23 protein-coding genes are annotated in these 22543 nt (G+C 58.0%); 9 read left to right on the top strand and 14 right to left on the bottom strand.

The window, feature by feature from the left end:
* The first annotated feature begins 2 nt into the window (after positions 1 to 2).
* The gene (locus tag AC2FLE_RS19095) at positions 3 to 1217 is read left to right on the top strand and encodes a winged helix-turn-helix domain-containing protein (protein WP_496699020.1); all 1215 of its coding nucleotides are present in this window, start codon (positions 3 to 5) and stop codon (positions 1215 to 1217) included.
* Here the strand turns inward: AC2FLE_RS19095 and AC2FLE_RS19100 are convergent.
* Positions 1210 to 1908 (bottom strand): fumarylacetoacetate hydrolase family protein, encoded by a 699-nt coding sequence (locus AC2FLE_RS19100; protein WP_496699022.1) that lies wholly within the window; start codon positions 1906 to 1908, stop codon positions 1210 to 1212. The two genes, AC2FLE_RS19095 and AC2FLE_RS19100, sit on opposite strands and share 8 nt — an antisense overlap.
* Positions 1909 to 2524: 616 nt before the next feature.
* Complete coding sequence (hpaR, locus tag AC2FLE_RS19105) at positions 2525 to 2977, bottom strand: homoprotocatechuate degradation operon regulator HpaR (protein WP_496699024.1); 453 nt, start codon at positions 2975 to 2977, stop codon at positions 2525 to 2527.
* Between the two features lie 228 nt (positions 2978 to 3205).
* Here hpaR and AC2FLE_RS19110 point away from each other — a divergent pair, with 228 nt between their 5' ends.
* Positions 3206 to 4618, top strand: a complete 1413-nt coding sequence (locus AC2FLE_RS19110; RefSeq protein WP_496699026.1) for a pyridoxal phosphate-dependent decarboxylase family protein — start codon at positions 3206 to 3208, stop codon at positions 4616 to 4618.
* Positions 4619 to 4627: 9 nt separating this feature from the next.
* Complete coding sequence (locus tag AC2FLE_RS19115) at positions 4628 to 5395, top strand: HpcH/HpaI aldolase family protein (protein WP_496699028.1); 768 nt, start codon at positions 4628 to 4630, stop codon at positions 5393 to 5395.
* Here the strand turns inward: AC2FLE_RS19115 and AC2FLE_RS19120 are convergent.
* Positions 5392 to 6534 (bottom strand): DUF3095 domain-containing protein, encoded by a 1143-nt coding sequence (locus tag AC2FLE_RS19120; RefSeq protein WP_496699030.1) that lies wholly within the window; start codon positions 6532 to 6534, stop codon positions 5392 to 5394. The two genes, AC2FLE_RS19115 and AC2FLE_RS19120, sit on opposite strands and share 4 nt — an antisense overlap.
* A gap of 141 nt (positions 6535 to 6675) precedes the next feature.
* Here AC2FLE_RS19120 and AC2FLE_RS19125 point away from each other — a divergent pair, with 141 nt between their 5' ends.
* The 3 genes from AC2FLE_RS19125 to AC2FLE_RS19135 all read left to right on the top strand — a co-directional run bounded on the left by AC2FLE_RS19125 (position 6676) and on the right by AC2FLE_RS19135 (position 10040).
* Positions 6676 to 7848: an MFS transporter gene (locus tag AC2FLE_RS19125; RefSeq protein WP_496699032.1), complete on the top strand. Its 1173-nt coding sequence runs from the start codon at positions 6676 to 6678 to the stop codon at positions 7846 to 7848.
* A 23-nt stretch (positions 7849 to 7871) separates the two neighbouring features.
* Entirely contained in the window at positions 7872 to 8906 is a 1035-nt protein-coding gene (locus tag AC2FLE_RS19130) for a glycosyltransferase family 4 protein (protein ID WP_496699034.1), read from the top strand.
* Positions 8907 to 9017: 111 nt separating this feature from the next.
* The gene (locus AC2FLE_RS19135; protein WP_142637551.1) at positions 9018 to 10040 is read left to right on the top strand and encodes an aspartate-semialdehyde dehydrogenase; all 1023 of its coding nucleotides are present in this window, start codon (positions 9018 to 9020) and stop codon (positions 10038 to 10040) included.
* Between the two features lie 164 nt (positions 10041 to 10204).
* On the opposite strand, the gene AC2FLE_RS19140 is transcribed toward AC2FLE_RS19135, so the two are convergent.
* The 3 genes from AC2FLE_RS19140 to AC2FLE_RS19150 form a co-directional block, all read right to left on the bottom strand.
* Positions 10205 to 11104: a type IV pili methyl-accepting chemotaxis transducer N-terminal domain-containing protein gene (locus AC2FLE_RS19140; RefSeq protein ID WP_496699037.1), complete on the bottom strand. Its 900-nt coding sequence runs from the start codon at positions 11102 to 11104 to the stop codon at positions 10205 to 10207.
* A 163-nt stretch (positions 11105 to 11267) separates the two neighbouring features.
* Entirely contained in the window at positions 11268 to 11798 is a 531-nt protein-coding gene (locus AC2FLE_RS19145; RefSeq protein ID WP_496699039.1) for an SRPBCC family protein, read from the bottom strand.
* Positions 11799 to 11902: 104 nt separating this feature from the next.
* Positions 11903 to 12553: a carbonic anhydrase gene (locus AC2FLE_RS19150; RefSeq protein WP_142637545.1), complete on the bottom strand. Its 651-nt coding sequence runs from the start codon at positions 12551 to 12553 to the stop codon at positions 11903 to 11905.
* A 144-nt stretch (positions 12554 to 12697) separates the two neighbouring features.
* Between AC2FLE_RS19150 and AC2FLE_RS19155 the strand changes: the two genes are divergently transcribed.
* The 3 genes from AC2FLE_RS19155 to AC2FLE_RS19165 all read left to right on the top strand — a co-directional run bounded on the left by AC2FLE_RS19155 (position 12698) and on the right by AC2FLE_RS19165 (position 15267).
* Positions 12698 to 13087 carry a hypothetical protein gene (locus AC2FLE_RS19155; protein ID WP_496690522.1) on the top strand — a complete coding sequence of 130 codons (390 nt, stop codon included), beginning with the start codon at positions 12698 to 12700 and terminating at the stop codon, positions 13085 to 13087.
* Between the two features lie 63 nt (positions 13088 to 13150).
* Positions 13151 to 14533: a leucyl aminopeptidase family protein gene (locus tag AC2FLE_RS19160; RefSeq protein WP_496699040.1), complete on the top strand. Its 1383-nt coding sequence runs from the start codon at positions 13151 to 13153 to the stop codon at positions 14531 to 14533.
* Entirely contained in the window at positions 14530 to 15267 is a 738-nt protein-coding gene (locus tag AC2FLE_RS19165; RefSeq protein WP_496699041.1) for a C40 family peptidase, read from the top strand. The genes AC2FLE_RS19160 and AC2FLE_RS19165 overlap by 4 nt, the downstream gene beginning before the upstream one ends.
* On the opposite strand, the gene AC2FLE_RS19170 is transcribed toward AC2FLE_RS19165, so the two are convergent.
* The 8 genes from AC2FLE_RS19170 to AC2FLE_RS19205 form a co-directional block, all read right to left on the bottom strand.
* Entirely contained in the window at positions 15264 to 15614 is a 351-nt protein-coding gene (locus tag AC2FLE_RS19170; protein WP_496699043.1) for a DUF2794 domain-containing protein, read from the bottom strand. The genes AC2FLE_RS19165 and AC2FLE_RS19170 overlap by 4 nt on opposite strands.
* Before the next feature lie 71 nt (positions 15615 to 15685).
* Complete coding sequence (locus AC2FLE_RS19175) at positions 15686 to 17353, bottom strand: ABC transporter permease (protein ID WP_281996107.1); 1668 nt, start codon at positions 17351 to 17353, stop codon at positions 15686 to 15688.
* A 119-nt stretch (positions 17354 to 17472) separates the two neighbouring features.
* Positions 17473 to 18693, bottom strand: a complete 1221-nt coding sequence (locus AC2FLE_RS19180; protein ID WP_496699045.1) for a phenylacetate--CoA ligase family protein — start codon at positions 18691 to 18693, stop codon at positions 17473 to 17475.
* Between the two features lie 19 nt (positions 18694 to 18712).
* A complete protein-coding gene (locus tag AC2FLE_RS19185) occupies positions 18713 to 19546 on the bottom strand; it encodes an ABC transporter ATP-binding protein (RefSeq protein ID WP_271950688.1) in 834 nt (277 codons plus the stop codon).
* Between the two features lie 108 nt (positions 19547 to 19654).
* The gene (locus AC2FLE_RS19190) at positions 19655 to 20938 is read right to left on the bottom strand and encodes an ABC transporter substrate-binding protein (protein WP_271950686.1); all 1284 of its coding nucleotides are present in this window, start codon (positions 20936 to 20938) and stop codon (positions 19655 to 19657) included.
* A 73-nt stretch (positions 20939 to 21011) separates the two neighbouring features.
* The gene (locus tag AC2FLE_RS19195) at positions 21012 to 22088 is read right to left on the bottom strand and encodes a branched-chain amino acid ABC transporter permease (RefSeq protein WP_142637529.1); all 1077 of its coding nucleotides are present in this window, start codon (positions 22086 to 22088) and stop codon (positions 21012 to 21014) included.
* Positions 22089 to 22091: 3 nt separating this feature from the next.
* Positions 22092 to 22349, bottom strand: coding sequence for a hypothetical protein (locus AC2FLE_RS19200; RefSeq protein ID WP_496693118.1), 258 nt, complete (start codon positions 22347 to 22349; stop codon positions 22092 to 22094).
* Positions 22349 to 22534 (bottom strand): hypothetical protein, encoded by a 186-nt coding sequence (locus AC2FLE_RS19205; RefSeq protein ID WP_496699049.1) that lies wholly within the window; start codon positions 22532 to 22534, stop codon positions 22349 to 22351. Before AC2FLE_RS19205 ends, AC2FLE_RS19200 begins: the two co-directional genes overlap by 1 nt.
* Positions 22535 to 22543 lie beyond the last annotated feature (9 nt).

The following is a 22543-nucleotide window of genomic DNA, read 5'->3' on the forward strand; positions in this document are numbered from 1 at the left end:
CCATGGCGATGCAAAGGCTGAACAATCGGGCGGCCCGCGCCCTGTTCATGGACCGGCACGCGCTGGCAGAACAGCCGTCCGGGGCTGCGAAAGGGCCTGACCTGCTTGAATTGATCAGGCGTCTGGGATTTGTTCAGCTGGACAGTATCAACACGGTCGCCCGCGCCCATGACATGATCCTGTTTTCGCGCAGGCCCGCCTATCGCGCCAAAAACCTCAAGCATGTGTATGAACGTGACCGTGGGCTGTTCGAACATTGGACTCATGATGCCGCAGTCATTCCGATGGAGTTCTACCCCCATTGGCATCTACGGTTTCAGCGCGACGCTGACCTGCTGAAATCGCGCTGGAAAAACTGGCGTCGCGATGGGTTTGAGCAGCAATTTGAAACCGTATTGCAGCATATACGCGATCATGGGCCAGTTTCCTCGTCGGATGTGGGAAAAGACGAAAAGAAAGGCTCCGGCGGATGGTGGGATTGGCACCCGTCGAAAACCGCGCTTGAATTCCTCTGGCGCTCGGGCGCGCTGACCGTGATCGGCAGGCAGGGGTTCCAGAAACGCTATGACCTGACCGAGCGGGTGATCGAGACGCATCTTTGCCCCGGCAATATGCCTTGTGACGCCGAACATACCGTGGATTGGCTGTGCCATGCGGCACTTGACCGGCTGGGGTTTGCGACCTCGGGCGAATTGGCGGCGTTTTGGGATACGGTCAGCACCGCAGAAGCCCGAAGCTGGTGCAAAACCGCCTTGACCGAGGGCCATGTCGAAGAGATCGAGATCGAATGTGCCAATGGTCAGGTCAGGAAACTGCTTGCACGCCCGGATGTTGCTGAACAAGCCGCGCAGATCCCCCCAGCGCCGGGTCGGATCAGAGTGCTGAGCCCGTTTGACCCCATGCTGCGTGACCGTGACCGTGCGCAGCGGCTGTTTGGGTTTCACTACCGGATCGAGGTGTTTGTCCCCGCCCCGAAACGCACCTATGGCTATTATGTTTTCCCGCTTCTCGAAGGCGACCGGCTGATTGGCCGGATCGACATGAAGGCCCATCGCGATCAGTCGGTGCTGCGGGTCAGCGCGCTGTGGCCAGAACGTACAGTACGGTGGTCAGATGCCCGGACGCGCCGCCTACAGGCCGAACTGGACCGGGTTCGTCGCTTTGCCGGGTTGGATGACATAGAATTTGCCGAGAATTGGCAAAAAGACCCTAATTAGGGTCTGATATACTCAATTTGACCGGCTGCAACCCGTCAATCTCCCCCTCCAGTGAATCTCCGGGCTGAACCGGTCCTACACCAGCCGGCGTTCCGGTCAGGATCAAGTCCCCTGGTCGCAGATGATAATAGCCGGACAAGTGACTTATGATCTCGTCAATCGACCAGATCAGCTCATCCAAGGTTGCGTCCTGCCGGGTTTCGCCATTAACGCGCAAAATGATGCGTTTTTGCGGGTCGGGTTGCCAATCGCTCACGCGGGTCAGAGGGGCAAATACGGCTGCATTCTCGAAATCTTTTCCAAGATCCCAAGGGCGCTGTTTGTTGCGCTCTCGAATTTGCAGATCACGTCGGGTCATGTCCAGGGCGCAGCCAAAGCCAAACACCGCTTCCTGCACCTGAGAAGTATCAGCTTGAAAAACCGGCTTTCCGATTGCAACAGCCAGCTCCATCTCATGGTGGAAATTTTCGGTCCCTGGAGGGTAAGCCGTCGTCAACCCAGACAGGACCGCGTTTGCAGCGGCCTTGGTGAAATAGAAAGGGGCCTCACGGTCGACCTCATGTCCCATTTCAGCCGCATGTGCGGCATAGTTCCTGCCCACACAAAAGATTCGCCCAACCGGGTATGTGTCGTCCTCGCCGGTAACCGGCAAAGCGATCGGATCAGGAATAGAGAACAGGCTACCCATCATCATGCCGCCATAAAACAGGTTAGTTAAAGTGGATATTAAAGGGCATAAACCAGAGCAAGTCGCAATCCTTGGAAACCCGCACGCCGGTTTTTGCCGACAATTCGGGGATAATTCGGCACAGGCTTGCCCAAATCGAACCGGTAAGCCTGCACGTGTTTCAAAATTCGCAGACATGGCTACTTATGGCGCTGGGCTTACTTTCAACATGCGACTGAAAACACTGCGACAGCTCATTCAGATTTTAGCCGTCAAACCTTGGAAAACCGCTGTATCGCGCTAGCTTGTTGCTAACAGAAAGCGTTCAGCACTGAGACGTCACCACTCACAAAGGCGGCGGACCACCAATCCTCCGCCTTCTTGCGAAGACACCCGCGTGGACGGCAGAAATCGCTGAAATCCGGGTGCGAGTATTCAGAGGACCACGGCCAAACACCCATCCCCCTGGGTAAGTTTGCGCCTGAGAAAACCCGATTTTCGGGGTCTGATGTTCTCTGAAACGTTGCCGGATCGTTTGAACACCCCTCGTATCCGGCTGTAGGCCAGGCACATGGTCCACTCGGGCCTGGCCACTCCGCCAGAGAGGTCACAAAGGCCCTCTGGCGGGGCCCACACACTGTTAGTCCCGAAAATCTGATTGTAATTTCAACTCGTGCAGATCGTTGAGAAGATCCAGCAACGCCTCATGCCGCTCTGGTCCCAGCGTGTTGCGGATTTCTTCAGCCAAAAGCAACGTATAGTCGATGTTATCCCGGATAATCCCTGCCCCTTTGACCGTGATCTCAACAATCTGCCTGCGCTTGTCGACCTGATGGCTTTTCCGCACGACAAGGCCCTTGGCCTCAAGCTTTTGCAGAATGCGGGTCAGGCTGGGCAAAAGCAGACAGGCACGGTCAGCAATATGGGTGGGCTCTTGCGGGCCTTCCTCTTCCAGCACCCGCAGAACCCGCCATTGCTGTTCGGTTACGCCCGCCTCGACAAGCATTCTACGGATAGGCCCCATAACCCGTTCCCTCGCGCGCAGCAGCGCAATAGGCAAAGACCGGGACGTCAATGGAATTTCGTGAGCCATATTAAATTCTGGCCGAATTCGGTTCATTCTTCAACTGACCTTTCCGTGTTCGGGATTCTAGGCATTTATCGTTTATTAGAGCCCAAATTATTCCATTTCTCTCTGCGGAAACATATTCAGAAGAATCTCAGACCACTGGATTCCTGCAAAGGGCGTTGACGTTTCAACCCGGATATTCATCACTGGCACAGGATCGAAAGCGGTGTTCAGAGAAGATTGGAAGATAAAATGAACTGGGATGAATTCTCGGATTGGGGCGCCAAGATTGCTGAGTGGGCACAGGATTACCATCTGACTGTCGGCGACAATCCGGTTCGGGCCAGAACGGAACCCGGTGATATTCTTAACGCCTTACCCGCGCGCCCTCCCGAGCGCTCCCAGGCGATGGACGAAATCTTTCACGATTTCGAACAGATCGTGATGCCTGGGATTACCCATTGGCAACATCCTCGCTTTTTTGCCTATTTTAATGCAAACGCCTCGGCCCCGTCGGTTCTGGCCGAGTTTCTAACCAGCGCCATCGCTCCGCAATGCATGTTGTGGCAGACATCCCCCGCCGCGACCGAGATGGAGACGCGGATGATGGACTGGTTGCGGCAGGCCCTGGATCTGCCCACGGGCTTTGCAGGTGTCATTCAGGATTCCGCCTCGTCCGCGACCCTGGCCGCTGTGCTGACCATGCGGGAAAAGGCGCTGAATTGGCAGGGCAACCAACATGGGTTGTTCGGACAGAAACCGCTGCGCGTATATTGCTCGGCCGAGGTTCATACCTCGGTTGATCGTGCCATATGGGTTGCGGGGATCGGGCAGGAAAATCTGGTGCGGGTGCCCATACAAGGCGACTGGCGCGGGATGGACCCACAGGCGCTGGAAAACTCAATTCAAGCCGATTTAGACTCTGATTATCAACCAACCGGCGTGATCCTCTGCGTCGGCGGCACCGGAACCGGCGCGACCGATCCGGTAGAGGAATGTCTGAAGATTGCGCAAAAATACGGGCTGTATTCGCATGTCGATGCAGCTTGGGCTGGCTCGGCCATGATATGCCCCGAATACCGCCATTACTGGGAGGGAGTCGAGCAAGCCGACAGCATCGTGTTCAACCCGCATAAGTGGCTAGGCATTCAGTTCGATTGCTGCGCCCATTTTCTGAAGGACCCCGATGATCTGGTACGGACACTCGCGATCAGCCCGGAATACCTGAAGACCCACGGCAAAGACGGGATCATAAATTATTCTGAATGGTCGGTACCGCTGGGCCGCAGGTTCCGAGCCTTGAAACTGTGGTTCGTCATCCGCGCCTATGGTCTGGAAGGGCTACGTGAAAGGTTGCGCAATCATATAACATGGTCAGTGGCTCTGCATGATCGGCTGAAAGCTGAATCCGATTTCGAAATCACCACCAACCCTATGTGGTCATTGTGGACATTCCGCTATGCCCCCCCTGGATCAACCGATCTGGACGATCTGAACCTACGGCTGGTTAATGCGATCAATGATGATGGCCGCATTTACTTGACTCAAACCCGCGTTGATGGCGACTTGGTGATCCGCTTTCAGGCCGGTCAGTTTGAGACCACGCAGGCAGACGTCCAAATGGCATTTGACGTGATCACTGAAATCGCCCGCTCGCTAAACTAGAGGTTCCACATGTCCGCACCCGTCAACACGTTCAAACAAGCCCTGAAAAACGGCGACCATCTGATTGGTTGTTGGTCCAGCTTTGCTGAGGCGGTAACAGCCGAGATCATGGGCACTGCCGGATTCGACTGGCTGGTGATCGACGGTGAGCACGCGCCGAATGATATCCGGTCCATCCGGGATCAGCTGATCGCGCTGGCCGCCAGTCCGACACATCCCGTCGTGCGAATCCCGGTGGGCGACACCGCATTGATCAAGATGGTGTTGGACGCAGGTGCTCAGACAATCCTGGTACCGATGGTGGAAAGTGCCCAGCAGGCGCGCGATCTGGTAAGCGCTTGCCGCTATCCGCCCCAAGGTGTGCGAGGCGTCGGCGCGATGGCCTCACGCGCAACGCAATACGGAACGGTTCAGGACTACATTCAGACCGCAGACGATCAGATATGTCTGCTGTTACAGGTGGAAAACCGCGCCGGTATCGCCGCATTGGATGCCATTGCACAGGTGGAAGGCGTGGATGGCGTGTTTATCGGTCCGTCTGACCTGTCGACTGACATGGGTTTTCAGGGAAACAGCGCCGCGCCCGAAGTCCAGGCGGTGATCGCCGACGCGATGAAGCGCATCGTTGCAGCAGGCAAAGCCCCGGGCATTCTTGGTGTTACGGATGAGGCATCGCAGGCCTATAAGGACATGGGCGCCCAGTTCCAGGCGGTGGGGATCGACGTGATGCTGCTGACACAGGCGGCGCGTGCCCTGGCCGCAAGGTGGAAGGCCTAAGCCCGCATCGCCGAGGCCGCCTGAGCATACCCGCCCGAGGCACCATCGACGAAATGGACGTGATCGTCACGGGTGGCCGAGGGGACAAAGCAGGTCATCATCGCCTCGTCCTGTGCATGCAAGCCATAGTGGATGCTGCCCTGTTTCCGAGCCTGTTCAAGAACGGTCTGAATTTGATTCAAGGTTGCCGGGTCACAATCCAGCGTCATTTTAAGACCGTCATCGAATTTGCGGAAATCCGCATTGCGACTGACCGTGCGCTTGTAGTGACCAGGCTCGAAATTCCCCAATCGCTTTCCAGATTTGAACAGCAGTGCGATCATCAAATTCTGCGCCAACAGCTTGAGTTTCTGTACCAACAGATTGCGACCCGCACGGGACACATGGGCGTCCAGCGCCAAACCAGGCGGCGGCCAGCGGATCGGAGGGCCGCTTTCCGGCATCGGGTGGCCGGACCGGTCCAATCCTTCAGCGGCCACTAGAACTGCCCGTGACAGGTCGGCGAAATCGGTCTCGGTTGCGCGGGAAGTTGGCTGCACCACCACCGAAACAATCTGACCGTTCTGCGCCTTGCTATTGGACCAGCGGCAGGACAGCCCGGTCAAATCCGGCAGCGCACCAGGGGCTGCGTACGGAACCTCAAACCGGCCTGCTTTCATCTCGGCCTCGGCCCAGGCCAGACCACCGCCCGAGAACATCGCATAATCCACCCCCTCGGATGGCGCGTAACGCGCAACCCGAAGATCCTTGCCCGCCTGCCGGATTTCGGCGACGGGCACGACGGCCCCACGCAACGCGATCGAGAACTCTTCTTCTGCCCAGCGCCGCAAATCGGCCAGAACGCTACGTGCTGCCTCTGCCGCGCTTGCCGGTACGGCGAACCCGGCACCATCACCCCCAAAGACATAGGGAAATTCTTGCCCGCGAAGCGCATTGATCATGGCCGAGATCACCGCGGCCCCAACCATGTTCACGGCCTTGTATCGTCCCCGCTCTATCTGACCGGTGGAATCCACGACATCTGCGACACCAAGAACCCATTCCGTCGGCACCGCGGTAAAGCGTTCAGGATCGGTCAGATTGTTAAAGTCCCGCAACAGCGGAAGGCTGTCATAAAATGCGGCCTGTGCATCTTTCATTGGTTCCTCGACAATATGAATAGACCTTCAGATAGCCCAAATTTGTTCGATGTCCGCTGAAAACATCATAGCACACGCGCTTGTACATATCACGGGGACATGCCAAGCATTTGCTGGCGGGTTGGGCGAAAGAGGCGTCTCATGAAAACCGGACTGGTGGTTCTGTGTCTGGGCTATGTGCTCAGCCAATTTTTTCGTGCCTTTCTTGCCGTGCTCAGCGTCGATCTGGGGCGTGACATCGGGGCAAGGCCCGAAGATCTGGCCTTTGCCTCTGGGCTTTGGTTTCTGGTCTTTGCCGCCATGCAACTGCCAGTGGGTTGGGCGCTGGACCGGATCGGGCCGCGTTTGACGGCTGCGGTTTTGTTGCTTGCAGGCGGCGCGGGCGGCGCTGCGTTGTTTGCAGCGGCCAGCACACCGTTTCATATCGCAGTCGCGATGGGGCTGATCGGAGTCGGGTGCTCGCCCGTTCTGATGGCATCCTATTACATCTTTGCCCGCGAATACCCGCCCGCCCGCTTTGCCACGCTAGCAGCCATCATGCTGGGCGTTGGGTCGGTCGGCAATCTGGTGGCCTCCTACCCCACAGCACTTGCGGTCGAACTGATGGGCTGGCGCGCCACAATGGCTACACTGGCCGTCGTTTCGGCCATTATTGCAGCGGGCATCTGGATCAGCGTTCACGACCCCAAACCGGTTGAGACCGAGCATCGCGGGTCAGTGCTGGACCTGCTGAAAGAACCTGCCCTGTGGGCCATCCTGCCGCTGATGCTGGTGGCCTACGCCCCCGCGGCTGCGACACGAGGCTTGTGGGCAGGTCCATATCTGAACGACGTTTTCGCCCTCAGCACCACGCAGATCGGAACCGCGACGCTGGTCATGGGGGCGGCTATGATTGCCGGCACCTTTGCCTATGGGCCGCTCGACCGGCTTTTGGGCACACGGAAATGGGTGATCTTTGGCGGCAATGCCTTGGGCGCGGCGGCGCTGGGGCTGTTGTGCCTGTGGATCGACATGGCAGTCTGGGTGTCAGTAAGTCTGATGGCGGTGATCGGTTTCATGGGCGCCAGCTTTCCGGTCATCATGGCCCATGGCCGCGCCTTCGTGCCGCCGCATCTGGTCGGGCGTGGCATGACCCTGTTGAATCTGTTCGGCATTGGCGGAGTGGGTCTGGCGCAATTTGTCACCGGCCGCGTCCATGCCGCGACAGTGGACATCAGTCCAACCGCGCCCTACACAGCGATATTCGGCTTTTTTGCAGTCACGCTTGCCATTGGATGCGTGATTTACCTATTCAGCCGCGACAGCGTTGACTGACGCTGGAACCATCGGGAGAGCCCATGTCCGACCCTGTTGTCATCGCACCGAACCTCAAGCGCAGGCTTTCCGGCGTGACCGCGACGATCGCGCGGCTGGTGCCGTTGCAAGTGCAATGGATCGACATCGCCGCAACCGGACCGGGCCTACCGGCCGATCTGCCCCATATCCCGCTGGGCCGTCTGCCATTTCTGTCGCGCAAGACCACGCGCGTCTGGCACGCGCGGCGCAATACCGAGATGCTGCTGGGCCTGATCCTGCGCAATGTCTTTCGTCTGCGCCTGAAACTACTGTTCACCAGCGCCTCGCAGCGGTCGCATACGGGCTATAGCAAATGGCTGATCGACAAAATGGACGCGGTAGTCGCCACATCGCGCAAAACCGCCGGATATCTTGAGCGGGACGCGCAGGTCATCATGCATGGCATCAACCTGCAGAATTTCACCCCGCCCGCGGACAAAGCCGCCCTGCGGGGCAAACTCGGCCTGCCCGGTGGTCTGCTGCTTGGGTGCTATGGCCGTATCCGGCACCAGAAAGGCACCGATGCTTTCGTCGATGCGATGATCGACCTTTGTGGCCGTTTCGAAGACGTCCATGGCATCGTCATGGGCCGCGCGACCGAAAAACACACCGGCTTTCTGGCCGAGCTGAAAGACAAGGTCGCCAAGGCGGGCCTGTCTGACCGCATCCTGTTCAAACCCGAGGTCACGGTGGATCAGATCGCCGAGTGGTACCAGGTGCTGGACTTGTTCATCGCGCCGCAACGCTGGGAAGGCTTTGGCCTGACCCCGCTCGAGGCGATGGCCTGCGGCGTGCCTGTGGTGGCAACCGATGTCGGTGCCTTTGCAGAGATCGTGACCGACCCCTCACTGGGCCATGTGGTCGAACCGGGGAACATTCCCGCCCTGGCTGATGCCGCCGCTGAAATGCTGTCGAACCCCGAGTCGCTGGCGCTATCCGGCAGCGCCGCCCGCGTCCATGTGGAACAGAATTTCGACATCTACGGCGAGGCAAAGACCTTGGTGGCGCTCTATGAACGGCTTCTGACCGACGCCTGAGGCGATGCACCGCGTCAAATCGGTGTCATTGGGGGAAATATCCCGCGAAACCTCTTTTTTCTTTGCTGCAACGCGGCTATGAACGCGCGTCCTTAACTTTGGAGACATGAAATGGGCTATCGCGTCGTAGTCGTCGGCGCCACAGGTAATGTGGGCCGCGAAATGCTGAACATTCTGGCAGAACGCCAGTTCCCCATCGATGAGCTTGCCGTGCTGGCAAGCCGTCGGTCGCTGGGAACCGAAGTAAGCTTTGGCGACAAGACACTCACGACCAAAGACCTGGACACGTTTGATTTCACCGGCTGGGACATGGCGCTGTTTGCCGTGGGATCCGAGGCGACCAAGGTCTACGCCCCCAAGGCGGCGGCGGCTGGCTGCGTGGTGATCGACAACTCGTCCCTGTATCGCTATGACCCTGCAATTCCGCTGATCGTGCCGGAATGTAACCCCGAGGCGATCCACGACTATAAGAACAAGAACATCATCGCCAACCCCAACTGCTCGACCGCGCAGATGGTTGTCGCGCTGAAACCGCTGCATGACCGCGCCAAGATCAAGCGCGTCGTCGTGTCGACCTATCAGTCGGTTTCCGGCGCGGGCAAAGAAGGGATGGATGAGCTGTGGGATCAGACCAAAGCCATCTATAACCCCACCACCGAAGTTCCGCCGAACAAGTTCCAGAAGCAGATCGCCTTCAACGTCATTCCGCAGATCGACGTCTTCATGGAAGACGGCTCGACTAAAGAAGAGTGGAAGATGGTTGTCGAGACCAAGAAGATCGTCGATCCGTCGATCAAGGTTACAGCCACTTGCGTCCGCGTTCCGGTCTTTGTCGGCCATTCAGAGGCCGTGAATATCGAGTTCGAGGAATTCTTAGACGAAGACGAAGCCCGTGACATCCTGCGCGAAGCACCAGGTATCATGGTGATCGATAAGCGCGAACCGGGCGGCTACGTCTCGCCGATCGAATGCGCGGGTGATTTCGCCACCTTCATCAGCCGCATCCGTCAGGATTCAACCATTGAGAACGGCCTGAACCTGTGGTGCGTCAGTGACAACCTGCGCAAGGGCGCAGCGCTGAACGCGGTACAAATCGCCGAATTGCTGGGCCGTGAGGTCCTGAAGAAGGGATAACTGATACCCTTTCTTTATGTGATTGACCAAACCCCGCAGCGCCGCTTGCGGGGTTTGTTTTTTCTTAGGCCGCAAAAAGAAATCCGGGCCCATCTCTGTAGTGGACCCGGATCAGATTAAAGTGATTGGTGTTCGTGTAGCCCGCCGGTACGGCGCAGCCCCAATCAAGAGGCGATCTTGATCGCATCCTCGTACAGCAAAACCGCCCGTTCGGATTCCTTCTCGAGCACGTCCATTTTTGCGCAGAATTGCACAACGTCCTCCAGGCTTGGCACCTCTGCGGCGTTCAGGGCCTCGACGGTTGGTTGCAGCTCATTCCACTGGGCCTTTACCTGTTCCAGTGCCTCAAGCGAGGCATCGCTGGGCGGTTCAGACATCTTGAGATAGTCATTGCCGCCGCCAATCAACGCATCGACGATCTTGCCAAACTTGGCTGCATTCTTCTTGAACTTTTCGTGGTGTTCTGCGGTTTCTTTTCCGGTGGCGGCCAGCGCAATCTCCTTGCAGATCTTCTGGGTGATCATCCGCTGACGACCTGCGAATTCCAATGCCAGGGCCATCGAAGGTTCAATATCGACCTCGCCATAGGCCGCTTCTAGCTTGCGGACCACGATGTGGCAGGATTCTTCAAGTGCCTCGACATTGCCCACGATCATGTTCAGTTGCGCTTCGTTGATCGACTTGTCAGCAACGATGTCTTCGACCGCGGTCCGGTATGGCACCCAAACGCTGGCGACTTCCTCAAGCGCTTTGTTGACGGAATAGAATCTTTCCCGGTCAATACCGGACGACCCTTTGCCTTCTTTGAAGCCAAGCAGGATATCGTCAAATTCATCATGCGCCTGCTGCAATTCACTCAGGTTCCGATCAACTGCTCCGCCGATGCTGACCAGAACTGCGGATTTGGCGACCTTCTCGGACAGAAAGCTCAGCTTTTCAGCGGCCAGAATTCGGTGCGCGACCTGACCCGCGGCCACAGCCAACGCATAGCCCCCAACCGGTAAGAATGCCGTTAGCCCGATTCCCAACGCTCCGGAGGCGAAAACACGACGATTGATACTCATGGCGGTCTACCTAACCCTGCTGCTTTAACATGTGTTTATCGAGGAAAAAGCGCGTTAAATGTCCCAACACGGTGTTCAGAAAATGAAATAATGGTGGCTTTTTGAGATTCAACTGGCCAATCCGGCCCTCGGCTGATCACTCCGGTCAGGGGTTTGGCCTCATTCACCCTTCGACCAGCGCTTTCAGATTATCCAACCCGCGCTGGTAATCTCCGCCAACCCATTTATCCATCATCAGCCCCATCCAACGGGACATGGGATTCATACCCAATTCGGATTCAAACCCCCAGGTCACTTTGGTGCCGCTGCCCTCCGGCTGCAGTTCAAACATGGCAATGGCAGTTCCCATTGGACCAAAATCCAAGGCGGTTCTGACCATCTGGTTTTCAACGCTTTCGGTAATCTCTTGCGAACCGGTGCCGACCTGCCGGTGATCCGACGACCAGTTCAGCACATTCCCGACCCCAGAATCAGGCCCGCCATAGGTCAGCTTCGTCTCGGGATCACGAGATAACCATGGCGACCATTTCTCGGTCTCCTGCATGGAGTTGACATAAGGAAAGATGACCTCGGGCGAGGCATCAATCGTGATGCTACGCGAAACTTCTGCCTTGCCTGGCAATATAAAGGACACCCCTACCAGAACCAGAATCAAGACTAGCAAAGTGACAAGAACACGTTTGATCAATCGCATGGAATGCTCCGAATCCCTAAAATGACATCCCAAACTTATCAAAAAAACAGCGCGGAATCAGTAGTCTGATCCGCGCTGTCTGAAATTGTCGAAAATCCGCCGGGTCAGACGACCACGAATTTCTTTTCGCCGGGATCATAACACTGAAGGCCACCTTCACCGATATCTGTCCACAAACCGTGCAGGCTGAGCGAGCCGCTCTCAACCGCCGCGGAGATGAAGGGGAAGGTCATCAGGTTTTCGAGCGAAGCAACAACCGCCTGCCGTTCGAACTGGCGCGCTTGGTCGGTGCTGTCTTCGATATCGGCAACCAGATCATATTTTGGTTTGAGGATATCCATCCAGCGACCAACAAAGCTTTCTTTGGCTTCCAGCAGTGGTGCCTGGCCCTTGCACATGTCGATACAGCCCTGCACACCACCGCATTGGGAATGGCCCAGCACGATCAGATGCGCCACTTTCAGCGCGGTCACCGCGTATTCGATGGCAGCACTGGTGCCGTGATGATCACCGTCGGGCGCATAAGGCGGAACCAGGTTTGCAATATTGCGGTGAATAAAGAACTCACCCTGATCCGCCCCAAAAATCGAGGTGACATGAACCCGGCTGTCGCAACAGGAAATCACCATGGCCCGCGGACGCTGCCCTTCGGTGGCCAGACGGCGATACCAGACCTGGTTTTCCGAATATGTGGTGGCTTTCCAGCCATGATACCGATTGACCAGATAGTTTGGCAGAGGTTTGGCGAATTCCATTCTTGTGTCCCTGTTCATGTCTCGGTGGACTGCTGTAACCTGAATTCGAAGAAAATTCGAGCCATTATCCTGCCCCATAGCAAGGTTTTGCAAAGGAATTGCGCACCACATTCGGGCTATGCCGTGGGGGCGTATAGAATTGGGGTGAATGTGGTGGAAAAGATCGTCACGCTTGAACACAAAGAAACAGTGCGGCTGGATTCGGATCGTCTGAATGGGCTGTATCGACAACTGGGTGAGAAAAACGCGTTGGACGTGCTGTGTCGCACGGTCGAGGAATTGGCGGTGCGCCTGTCGAATTGCGAGCGGTTCTGGAGACAGCGTGACTGGGCCGGGCTGCGCAAATGTGCGCGATCCATTGTGGCCATTGCCGAACAGATCGGAATGATGGCGCTGGCCTGTGTGGCGAATGATGTGGCGCAAAATGTGGATGCGGGCGACTCGGTCGCCGCCGGGGCCACCCTGTCGCGGTTGATCAGAGTGGGTGAGAAATCGCTGACTGTGATCTGGGATCAGCAAGATCTTTCGGTCTGACAGGGCTTGCGGACGGTCCATGGACGGCTAGGTTGGGCATAAGCCGCAACAGCCGAGATTTTCATGACCCTGTCTTTCGCATCACCATCGGATCCATCTGTTCCTCTTCACGTCATTGCGCAGCCAGGTCTGGACGACTGGCTGGCGGGCCAGCCCGAAGCCGTGACGACCTGGGCCAAAATCAGCGGATTTACCGGTGCACTGGGACAGGTTTTGCTGATTCCGGGCGCTGACGGTGCGGTACAGTCTGCTTTGGCGGGGTATGGCACAGCCACAGGTCGGGCCCGCAATCGTTTTCCTCTGGCCGCCGCCGCCGAAGCCCTGCCCGAAGGCACATATCACATCGCATCGGGCATAGACCAAGGTGATCTGGAAACAGAGTGCCTGGGGTGGTTGCTGACCGGTTATGCCTTTGACCGCTATGCCAGCCAATCCCCGGCCAAGGCCCGTTTGGTTGCCCCCGATGGGATCGACGCCGCCCGGCTTGAGGTTCTGGCCGGGGCCGAGGCCTTGACCCGCGATCTGGTCAATACACCGGCCTCTGATATGGGGCCGGAACAGCTTCATAGCGCAGCCGAAGCCCTGGCACAGGAATTCGGCGCCTCTTTCGAGGTTGTTCTGGGCGACGCCCTGCTAGAGCAGAACTTCCCCATGATCCACACGGTTGGCCGCGCCGCCGCACAAGCGCCCCGTCTGATTGAGATGAACTGGGGCGTGACAGGCCCAAAGCTGACCCTTGTCGGCAAGGGCGTCTGCTTTGACACTGGAGGGCTAAACCTGAAACCCGGCGCCTCGATGGGGCTGATGAAGAAAGATATGGGCGGGGCCGCAAATGTACTGGGGCTGGCCCGGATGATCATGGCCCTAGAGCTGCCCGTGCAGCTGCGCGTGCTGATCCCGGCGGTAGAGAATTCCGTTGCGGGCAACGCCTTCCGGCCCGGCGACATCCTGACCTCGCGCAAGGGGCTGACCGTTGAGATCAACAATACCGATGCCGAAGGGCGCTTGGTTCTGGCCGATGCATTGGCGCTGGCGGATGAGGGCGAACCGGATTTGGTGATCTCGATGGCGACACTGACCGGGGCGGCACGTGTGGCGGTGGGCGCCGATCTTGCACCATTCTATACCGACAACGATGCCGCGGCTGATGCCTTGAACCGCGCCGCAGGCAGAGCAGCCGATCCTGTCTGGCGCATGCCATTCCATAACCCCTATGAGGGTCTGATTGAACCCGGTATTGCGGACCTGGATAACGCACCGGCGGGTGGTTTTGCAGGCTCGATTACTGCCGCCTTGTTCTTGCGCAGATTTGTTGGTGACAGTCCCTATATGCATTTCGACATCTTCTCGTGGCAACGCAGCAAAGAACCCGGACGCAGCAAGGGCGGATTCGGTCAGGGGCCCCGCGCCCTGCTGACTGCCCTGCCTGAAATTTTGGGCCTTTGACCCGGCACCGCATCATACAACCGGTCATCGACCTGTTGCGCGCCCCGGACGGGCCGCGAGATCGCCAGCTTTTGTATGGAGATGGTGTTTGCACGCATGAAGAGAACAACGGCTGGAGCCGGATCACCTCGGACAAGGACGGCTATGCGGGCTGGGTCCGGTCAGACTGTCTGGCCCCAGATGTGCCTGCCACGCACTGGATCACGGCACCGTCAACACATGCCTATGAGCAACCGAACATGAAATCCCGGGACCGAACCTCGTTAAGCTTTGGCAGCAAGGTTCAGACAATGTCCGAACAGAATGGATTTATTGAGACGGAGCTAGGCTTTATCCCGGCCATACACGCCAAACAGATCAACGTAACCCTGACCGATCCGATCGCCGTGGCCGAACTGTTTCTGGGAACGCCCTATCTTTGGGGCGGCAACAGCCGGTTCGGGCTTGATTGTTCAGGTCTGGTTCAGGCCGGAATGCTGGCTTGTGGGCTGCCCTGCCCCGGTGATAGTGGCGATCAGGAGCGTGATCTGGGTCAGGCGCTGACCCCTGGCACACCCGCTCAGCGCGGTGATCTGCTGTTCTGGAAAGGGCATGTGGCCTGGGTCTACGGCGACAATATGCTGCTGCATGCAAACGCGTTCCACATGGATGTGACCTTTGAGCCGATGGATGTTGCAATCACGCGCATTCTGGAACAGGGCGATGGGCCCGTGACCACCCATAAAAGGCTCTAATCCAAGTCGACCGACCGTATCAGCTTGCGTTCCAATACCCGCAGAACCGTGCGCAGATCATGACCGCGTTTCAGGATGCGACCATCCATACCGACCACCGAATACATCCCTTGCCGGGAGCGCAGACGCGGATCTTTTTCGACCCGATAAATCGGATGCTCTGCCGTGCGGCGGAAGATGGAAAACACCGCCATATCACGCAGGTTCGAGATCCCGTAATCGCGCCATTCTCCGGCGGCGACCATCCGGCCATAGACAGAAAGGATTTGGGACATCTCGTGCCGATCGAACGCGACGGGCATCTGGGTCGGGTTTGCAGAAAACCGGCTGGGAGGCTGCATGTTCATGGATCAAGCCTTGCCGGAAAACGCGTTCGAATCAAGCCCATCCGCAAATAGGTGTGGTTTTTTGGTCAAGTCTAACGCTGTCGCCCGACTTGCCGACAAATCAGGATCACCGGCAGCAACCCCACTGCCAATATGACCAGCGAGGGCACAGCAGCGCCCTCAAGCCGTTCGTCTGATGCCAGCCGATAGGCCTGCACCGCCAGCGTATCAAAGTTGAAAGGTCGCATGATCAGGGTCGCGGGCAGTTCTTTCATCACGTCCACAAAGACGATCAGCAGCGCGGTCAGCAGCGACGGCGTCAGAATCGGCAAATGCACCCGGCGCAACGTCCCCAGCGGCGTCTGCCCCAGAGACCGCGAGGCTGCATCCATATTGGCATGCACCGTGCTCTGCCCTCCCTCATATGCGCTGAGCGCGGCGGCCAGAAACCGCACCATATAAGCGGCTACCAACAGCCAGATCGAACCGGTAACAAGCAACCCGGTCGATAGGTCGAAATTCTGCCGCATCCATGCATCCAGTGCGTTATCGAAACTGGCAAAAGGCACCATCAGCCCGACGGCGATCACACCGCCTGGAACCGCATAGCCCAGCCGCGCCATGTACCCGGCACCAGAGGACACCCTCCCCGGCCGCAATCGCTGAAAGAACCCAACGCTGATGGCCGCAAAGACCGTGACAAACGCCGCCACACCGGCCAGCGTCAGCGAATTCTGAATGAACCCGAGATAGCGCCGTGACAGAAGGTTCTGTTCGGACTCCATCCCCATCTGAACCAGAATGAACACCGGCAACAGAAATCCGAACAGCACCGGTATGGCACACAGGGCAAAAGCCGCGCCCGCTTGCCAGCCCTTCAGCCGGGCGGATGGCAGCGAGGCGTGGCTTTTGCCTGCCTGATAGTATTTGGCCTTCCCGCGCTGCATCCGTTCTGCCACGGCCATGACCAGCGCAAAGCCCAGAAGGCAGAGCGCCAGCTGCGCCGCACCCACCCGATCACCGATCGAAAACCAACTGGTATAGATGCCCGTGGCAAATGTCTGCACCCCGAAATAGGCCACGGTGCCGAAATCGGCGATGGTTTCCATGATGGCAAGCAGCACGCCACCCGCAATCGCCGGGCGCGCCATTGGCAGCGAAACGTGCCAAAAGGCCAGCCACGGACTTTTGCCCAACGCGCGCGCTGCCAGAAAGGCCGTTGCACTCTGCTGCAGAAAAGCGGCCCGGGCCAGCAGGTAGACGTAAGGATACAAGACTAAGATCAACATCACTGCCGCACCCTCGGTCGACCGAATCTCGGGGAACCAATAGTCGCGCGGGCCCCAGCCCGTTACCTGACGCAGGGTGGTCTGGACGATGCCCGGGTGATCAAGAATGAATGTATAGGCATAGGCCAGCACATAGGCCGGAAAGGCCAGCGGCAGCACCAACGCAATTTCCAGAATGCGCACGCCGGGGAACCGCGTCATCGTCACCAGCCAGGCTGCGCCCACGCCGATGGAAAACGTGCCCGTGGCCACCAGCACGACCAGTATCAGCGTCGTCATAGCATAGCCGGGCAGAACAGTTTCCAGGAGATGCGAAACCGTATCCGTGCCGCCCGTCGTAGCGGCCAGAACAACCGCAAGCATCGGCAACAGACAGGCTGCCGCCACAAGGCAGGCCACCACGCCGACGAGGCGTGTACCTACAGCGCCGCGGTTGCGCCGTCCGTGCTCAGAGATTTCGATATCGGCCATGATCCCGGCTTTAACTGGCTAAGGCGCAGAGTCCGTCTTTAATCGACCAAAACGCTCGGAAACACCAGTGGGCAGCGAAACAAATCTGCGACACATACTGCCGCAGAGTTGTACAGCCTTCATTCGTAGACGCGCTGATCCTCGATCACCAAACCATCTTTCGGCAGCGATCCCGGCGCCACGACTTCGATCGCGCCTTTCAGCTTCAGCACCTCGACGACGGATTTCGCATAAGCCAAGTCATTTCCGCCGGCGCTTTCGATCTGAACCGTCATCGTGTCCATCTCACCCTGGCGGGCGGCAATGACGCGCGCCTTGACGATTTCATCATGCTTGTCGACCAGCGCCGCGACCTGTTCAGGGCGCACGAACATACCCTTGATCTTGGTTGTCTGATCCGCGCGTCCCATCCAGCCCTTGATGCGCATGTTGGTACGACCGCAAGGTGACTGACCAGGTTGAACCGCCGACAGATCACCGGTGGCAAACCGGATCAGCGGGTAATCGGGGTTCAGTGAGGTCACGACAACCTCACCCACTTCACCCGGCGCGACCGGGTTTCCGGTTCCGGGGGTGACGATCTCGACGATGACATGCTCATCAATGATCATCCCGTCCATCGCCGGGCTTTCATAAGCGATGCTGCCCAGATCGGCGGTGGCATAGCATTGCAGACAGGCGATACCGCGATTGGCGTATTCCTGACGCAAAGACGGGAACAAAGCACCGCCGCCAACAACGGCAGTCACGAAATCCAGTGCCACGCCCATCTCATCGGCCTTGTCCAAAATGACCTTGAGGTAATCCGGTGTGCCCGCATAAGCGGTGCAGCCGATATCGCGCGCGGCGGTTACCTGCAGTTCGGTTTGGCCGGTGCCGGCAGGCAGCACAGCAGCCCCCACCGCCCGCGCGCCGCTTTCGAAGATCATGCCCGCTGGGGTCAGGTGATAGCCAAAGCAATTCTGAACGATGTCTCCGGGCCCGACACCTGCTGCGTGCAGGAACCGCCCCATCCGCCACCAGTCGTGATCGGTGCTGCCGGGCTCATAGATCGGGCCGGGCGACTGGAAAACATGATGGAAATGCCGGGCCGGTTTGACGGTAAACCCGCCAAAGGGCGGGCGCGACGCCTGCGCCTTAGCCATATCGGACTTGCGCAGAACTGGCAGCTTCACAAGGTCGTCCAGCGACTTTACAGCTGCCTTATCAACATCCGCCATATGCGCCGCAAACCCCGGAGCCGAGTTCGCGCGCGTGATCTGTACCTGCAACGCCTCAGACTGTTCAGAGGCGCGCTGGTCGGCCGAGCGGGTTTCTAGCGCATCGTAGAATTTCGTCATCGCCAAATCCTCCATCCGCCTACAGCCACCTCTTGCGGCGGCGGTATGAGCGCACATCGCGGAAGCTTTTGCGGCCGTCATCCGACATGCCCAGATAGAATTCCTTAACATCGGGGTTTTCGCGCAGCTCGGCAGCTGGGCCATCCATCACAACGCGGCCGGATTCAAGAATATAGCCATAATGTGCGAACCTGAGCGCCACATTGGTGTTCTGCTCGGCCAGCAGAAACGAGACGCCCTCTTTTTCGTTCAGATCTTGGACGATGCCGAAAATCTCTTCGACAAGCTGCGGGGCCAGTCCCATGGACGGCTCATCCAGCAGGATCGTCTCGGGCCGCGACATCAGCGCCCGACCCATCGCAACCATCTGTTGCTCTCCGCCCGACGTGTAACCCGCCTGGCTGCGGCGGCGTTCCTTCAGACGTGGGAAATAGGTGTAAACAAGGTCCAGATCCTGTTGGATCGCGGCCTTACCATCTTTGCGGGTATAGGCGCCGGTCAGCAGGTTTTCCTCGACCGTCAAATGTTCGAAACAATGGCGGCCCTCCATCACCTGGATGACGCCTTTTTCCACCAGATCTGCAGGATCGCTTTCATGCACGCTGGTCCCGCGATACTTGATTGATCCCTTGGTGACTTCGCCCCGTTCCGAATGCAGCAGGTTCGACACAGCCTTGAGTGTGGTGGTCTTGCCTGCCCCGTTGCCGCCCAGCAGGGCCGTAATGCCCCCTTTGGGCACCGTTAGGCTGACGCCTTTCAGCACAAGGATCACATGATTGTAGATCACCTCGATATTGTTGACCTCAAGCAGGGTTTCCGCCTGCACGTCAGTGGTTTGTGCCGCATCCAGCATCAGCGCGTGTCCTCATGACTGTCCCGCGAGGGACCGTTGGGATAGAGCGGCGGCTGCCCGCCGCTCTGGTCAGTTTCGCGGCCCCGGATCAAGACCGGGGCCAGCCATTTATTCACACCCAGGTGTGATGTTGTTTTCCGCTGCATAGGCTGCAGAATCTTCTTCGATCAACGTGTTGATCACATCTGCATCGGTCGGCTGGAAGTCCTGAACCGGGTTCCAGGTTCCGGCCGCAGCATCCCACTGCACAACGCCGACAAGGCCGGGTCCGCCGTGATTTTCGCACGAGACGGAAAATTCAGGCCCGAAACCGGTCATGCCCAGCGCTTCCATCTTGGCGTTGGTCATTTCCAGCGCCTCCATACCATCGCGCATCATGGATGCGTCGATATCAGCGGTATTGTGGATTCCCTGCGCAGTCTTCACAGCTTCAGCGGCCAGCATGGCGGCATAGAGACCGCGGTTATACTGAACCGAGCCAAGCTGATCGCCCGCACCCGCCGCTTTGCCTGCATCCACCACGTATTTCTGCAGATCATCATAGACCGGATAGTCCATGCCCAGCCCGGTAAAGGTCAGTGCCTTATAGCCGTTTGCCTTGTCGCCCGCGGGCTGCACGTCAAATTCAGCGCCAGACCACCAGACACCGATGAAGTTTTCCATCGGGAAGCGGATGTTCGCAGCTTCCTGCACCGCGACTTGGTTCATCACGCCCCAGCCCCACATGATTACATAATCAGGCTTTTCGCGGCGAATTTGCAGCCACTGCGATTTCTGTTCCTGACCGGGGTGGTCAACAGGCAGCAGCGTCAGGTCGTACCCGTGCTTTTCAGCCAGGGTCTCCAGCGTGCGGATCGGTTCCTTGCCATAGGCCGAGTTGTGATAGACCAGTGCGATTTTCTTACCGTTCAGGTCACCATCGTTTTCGCTCAGCAGATAGTTGATCGCGCCCGACGCTCCGTTCCAGTAGTTGGCCGGATAGTTGAACACGTGGCTGAATACCTTGCCGTTCGCAGCAGAGGTCCGGCCATAGCCCATCGTGTGCAGCGGAATGCCATCTGCGGTCACTTTTGGGATCAGCTGGTATGTAATGCCGGTCGACAATGGCTGATATACCAAGGCGCCTTCGCCCTTTGTGGATTCATAGCATTCCACGCCTTTTTCGGTGTTATAGCCGGTTTCGCATTCGATCACATTGGCCGAAACACCTCCGATGCCGCCATCACGCTCGTTGAGCAGTGTAAAATAATCGGCATAGCCGTCAGCAAACGGGATACCGCCTGCCGCATATGGTCCCGTCCGATAGCTGAGCGACGGGAACACAAGGTCGGCCATGGCCGGACCTGCGGCCATCATAGCGCCCAGCGCCAGGGTTGCCAGTTTCGTCTTCATCGGGTGTCTCCTCCCTTGATTGGTCCGATGTTGAATTCGGGCTTTGCACCCGTCTTGTCTTTGGGCCTGCCCGTCAGTGCGGAAACGGCCAGAGTCTGAGTTTCTCTTTCGCCACACGCCAAAGCTGCGCCAGCCCATGCGGTTCCAGAATCAAGAACATGATGATGAGTGCGCCGACGATCACCAGATTGAGATGCGCAACGATATCAGTGGGCCAGCCCAGTAGATCGACACCGACCACCTTCAAAACAACCGGCAGCAATACCAAGAAAGCTGCCCCGGCGAAGGAGCCGAAGATAGACCCTAATCCGCCGATAATGACCATGAATAGGACCAGGAACGATTTCTGGATGCCAAAGACTTCGCCAACCTCAACCGCGCCCAGATAGACCGCAAAGAATAGCGCCCCCGCGATACCCACAAAAAATGAGCTGACAGCAAAGGCGGTCAGTTTTGCCTTGAGCGGGTTTACCCCGATGATCTCGGCCGCGATATCCATGTCGCGGATCGCCATCCATGTCCTGCCGGTCGTTCCCCGAGTCAGGTTCCGTGCAATGATGGCGCAGAAGGTCAGGAAGATCAGGCAGAACAGATAGGTTGCCCAGGCCGGAGCATTCGGGCCTGTGATGATGATGCCGAACACATCCCGCTCGGGCGCGTTGATCTGCCCAGATGCCGAGTAGTTGTAGAACCACGGCACACGGTTGAACAGCCACACCAGAAAGAACTGCGCCGCAAGCGTGGCCACGGCCAAATAGAACCCTTTGATCCGAAGCGAAGGCAATCCGAACAGAACACCGACAATGGCGGTGATCCCGCCCGCAAGGATGACATGGATGAACATGCTGACTTCGGGAAAGGCGGTCATCAGCTTGTAGCAGGCATAGGCTCCCACAGCCATGAACCCACCGGTACCCAGCGACACCTGCCCGCAATAGCCAACCAATACATTCAATCCGATGGCGGCGATCGCATAGATCAGAAACGGAAGCAGCAGCGCGTTCGCCCAGTAGTCATTGATGATGAATGGAATGATCCCAAATGCCACTGCCAGCACCACATAGTACCGATACCGGTCAAATTTGATCGGAAAGGTCTGGCTGTCTTCCACGTAAGAGGTTTTGAAATCTCCGGCCTCGCGATAAAACATGTCTTACTTTCCCCATTCTTCCTGCGCCCGGTCGCGGGCGACAGTGTTCAGTTGGCTGGAGCCTTTGGCATATCCGCTCGCCTCTGAGGCGCGCACAAGTTTCATGTAGGCCATGACACCCGTGACCAACCCGGCAAAAGCCAGGATCGCGGCAATCGTCAGTTGGCTGTCGGTCAGATCGTCCGAGGTCAGGGCGATATACCCAAACGCCCAGAACCCGGCCCATGCGATAACGTTGAGAATGGCGATGAGTTTGGTCATCACGAGCCCCACCAGGTGAACCACATCACCAAAAGGAACATGGCAATCGCAGAGAGGCCCATAAGAGCGATGGTTCCCAGCAGATCCAACCCCGCATCAACACCGGGGCCTCGATATCTGCCACTGGATTGCGCAGCGATGCCGGAAAGCACAGCCGCAACACATGCAACCCCAGCGGCGAACATCACGCGGTT

The sequence above is a fragment of the Ruegeria sp. CDSA077 genome (assembly GCF_059612265.1).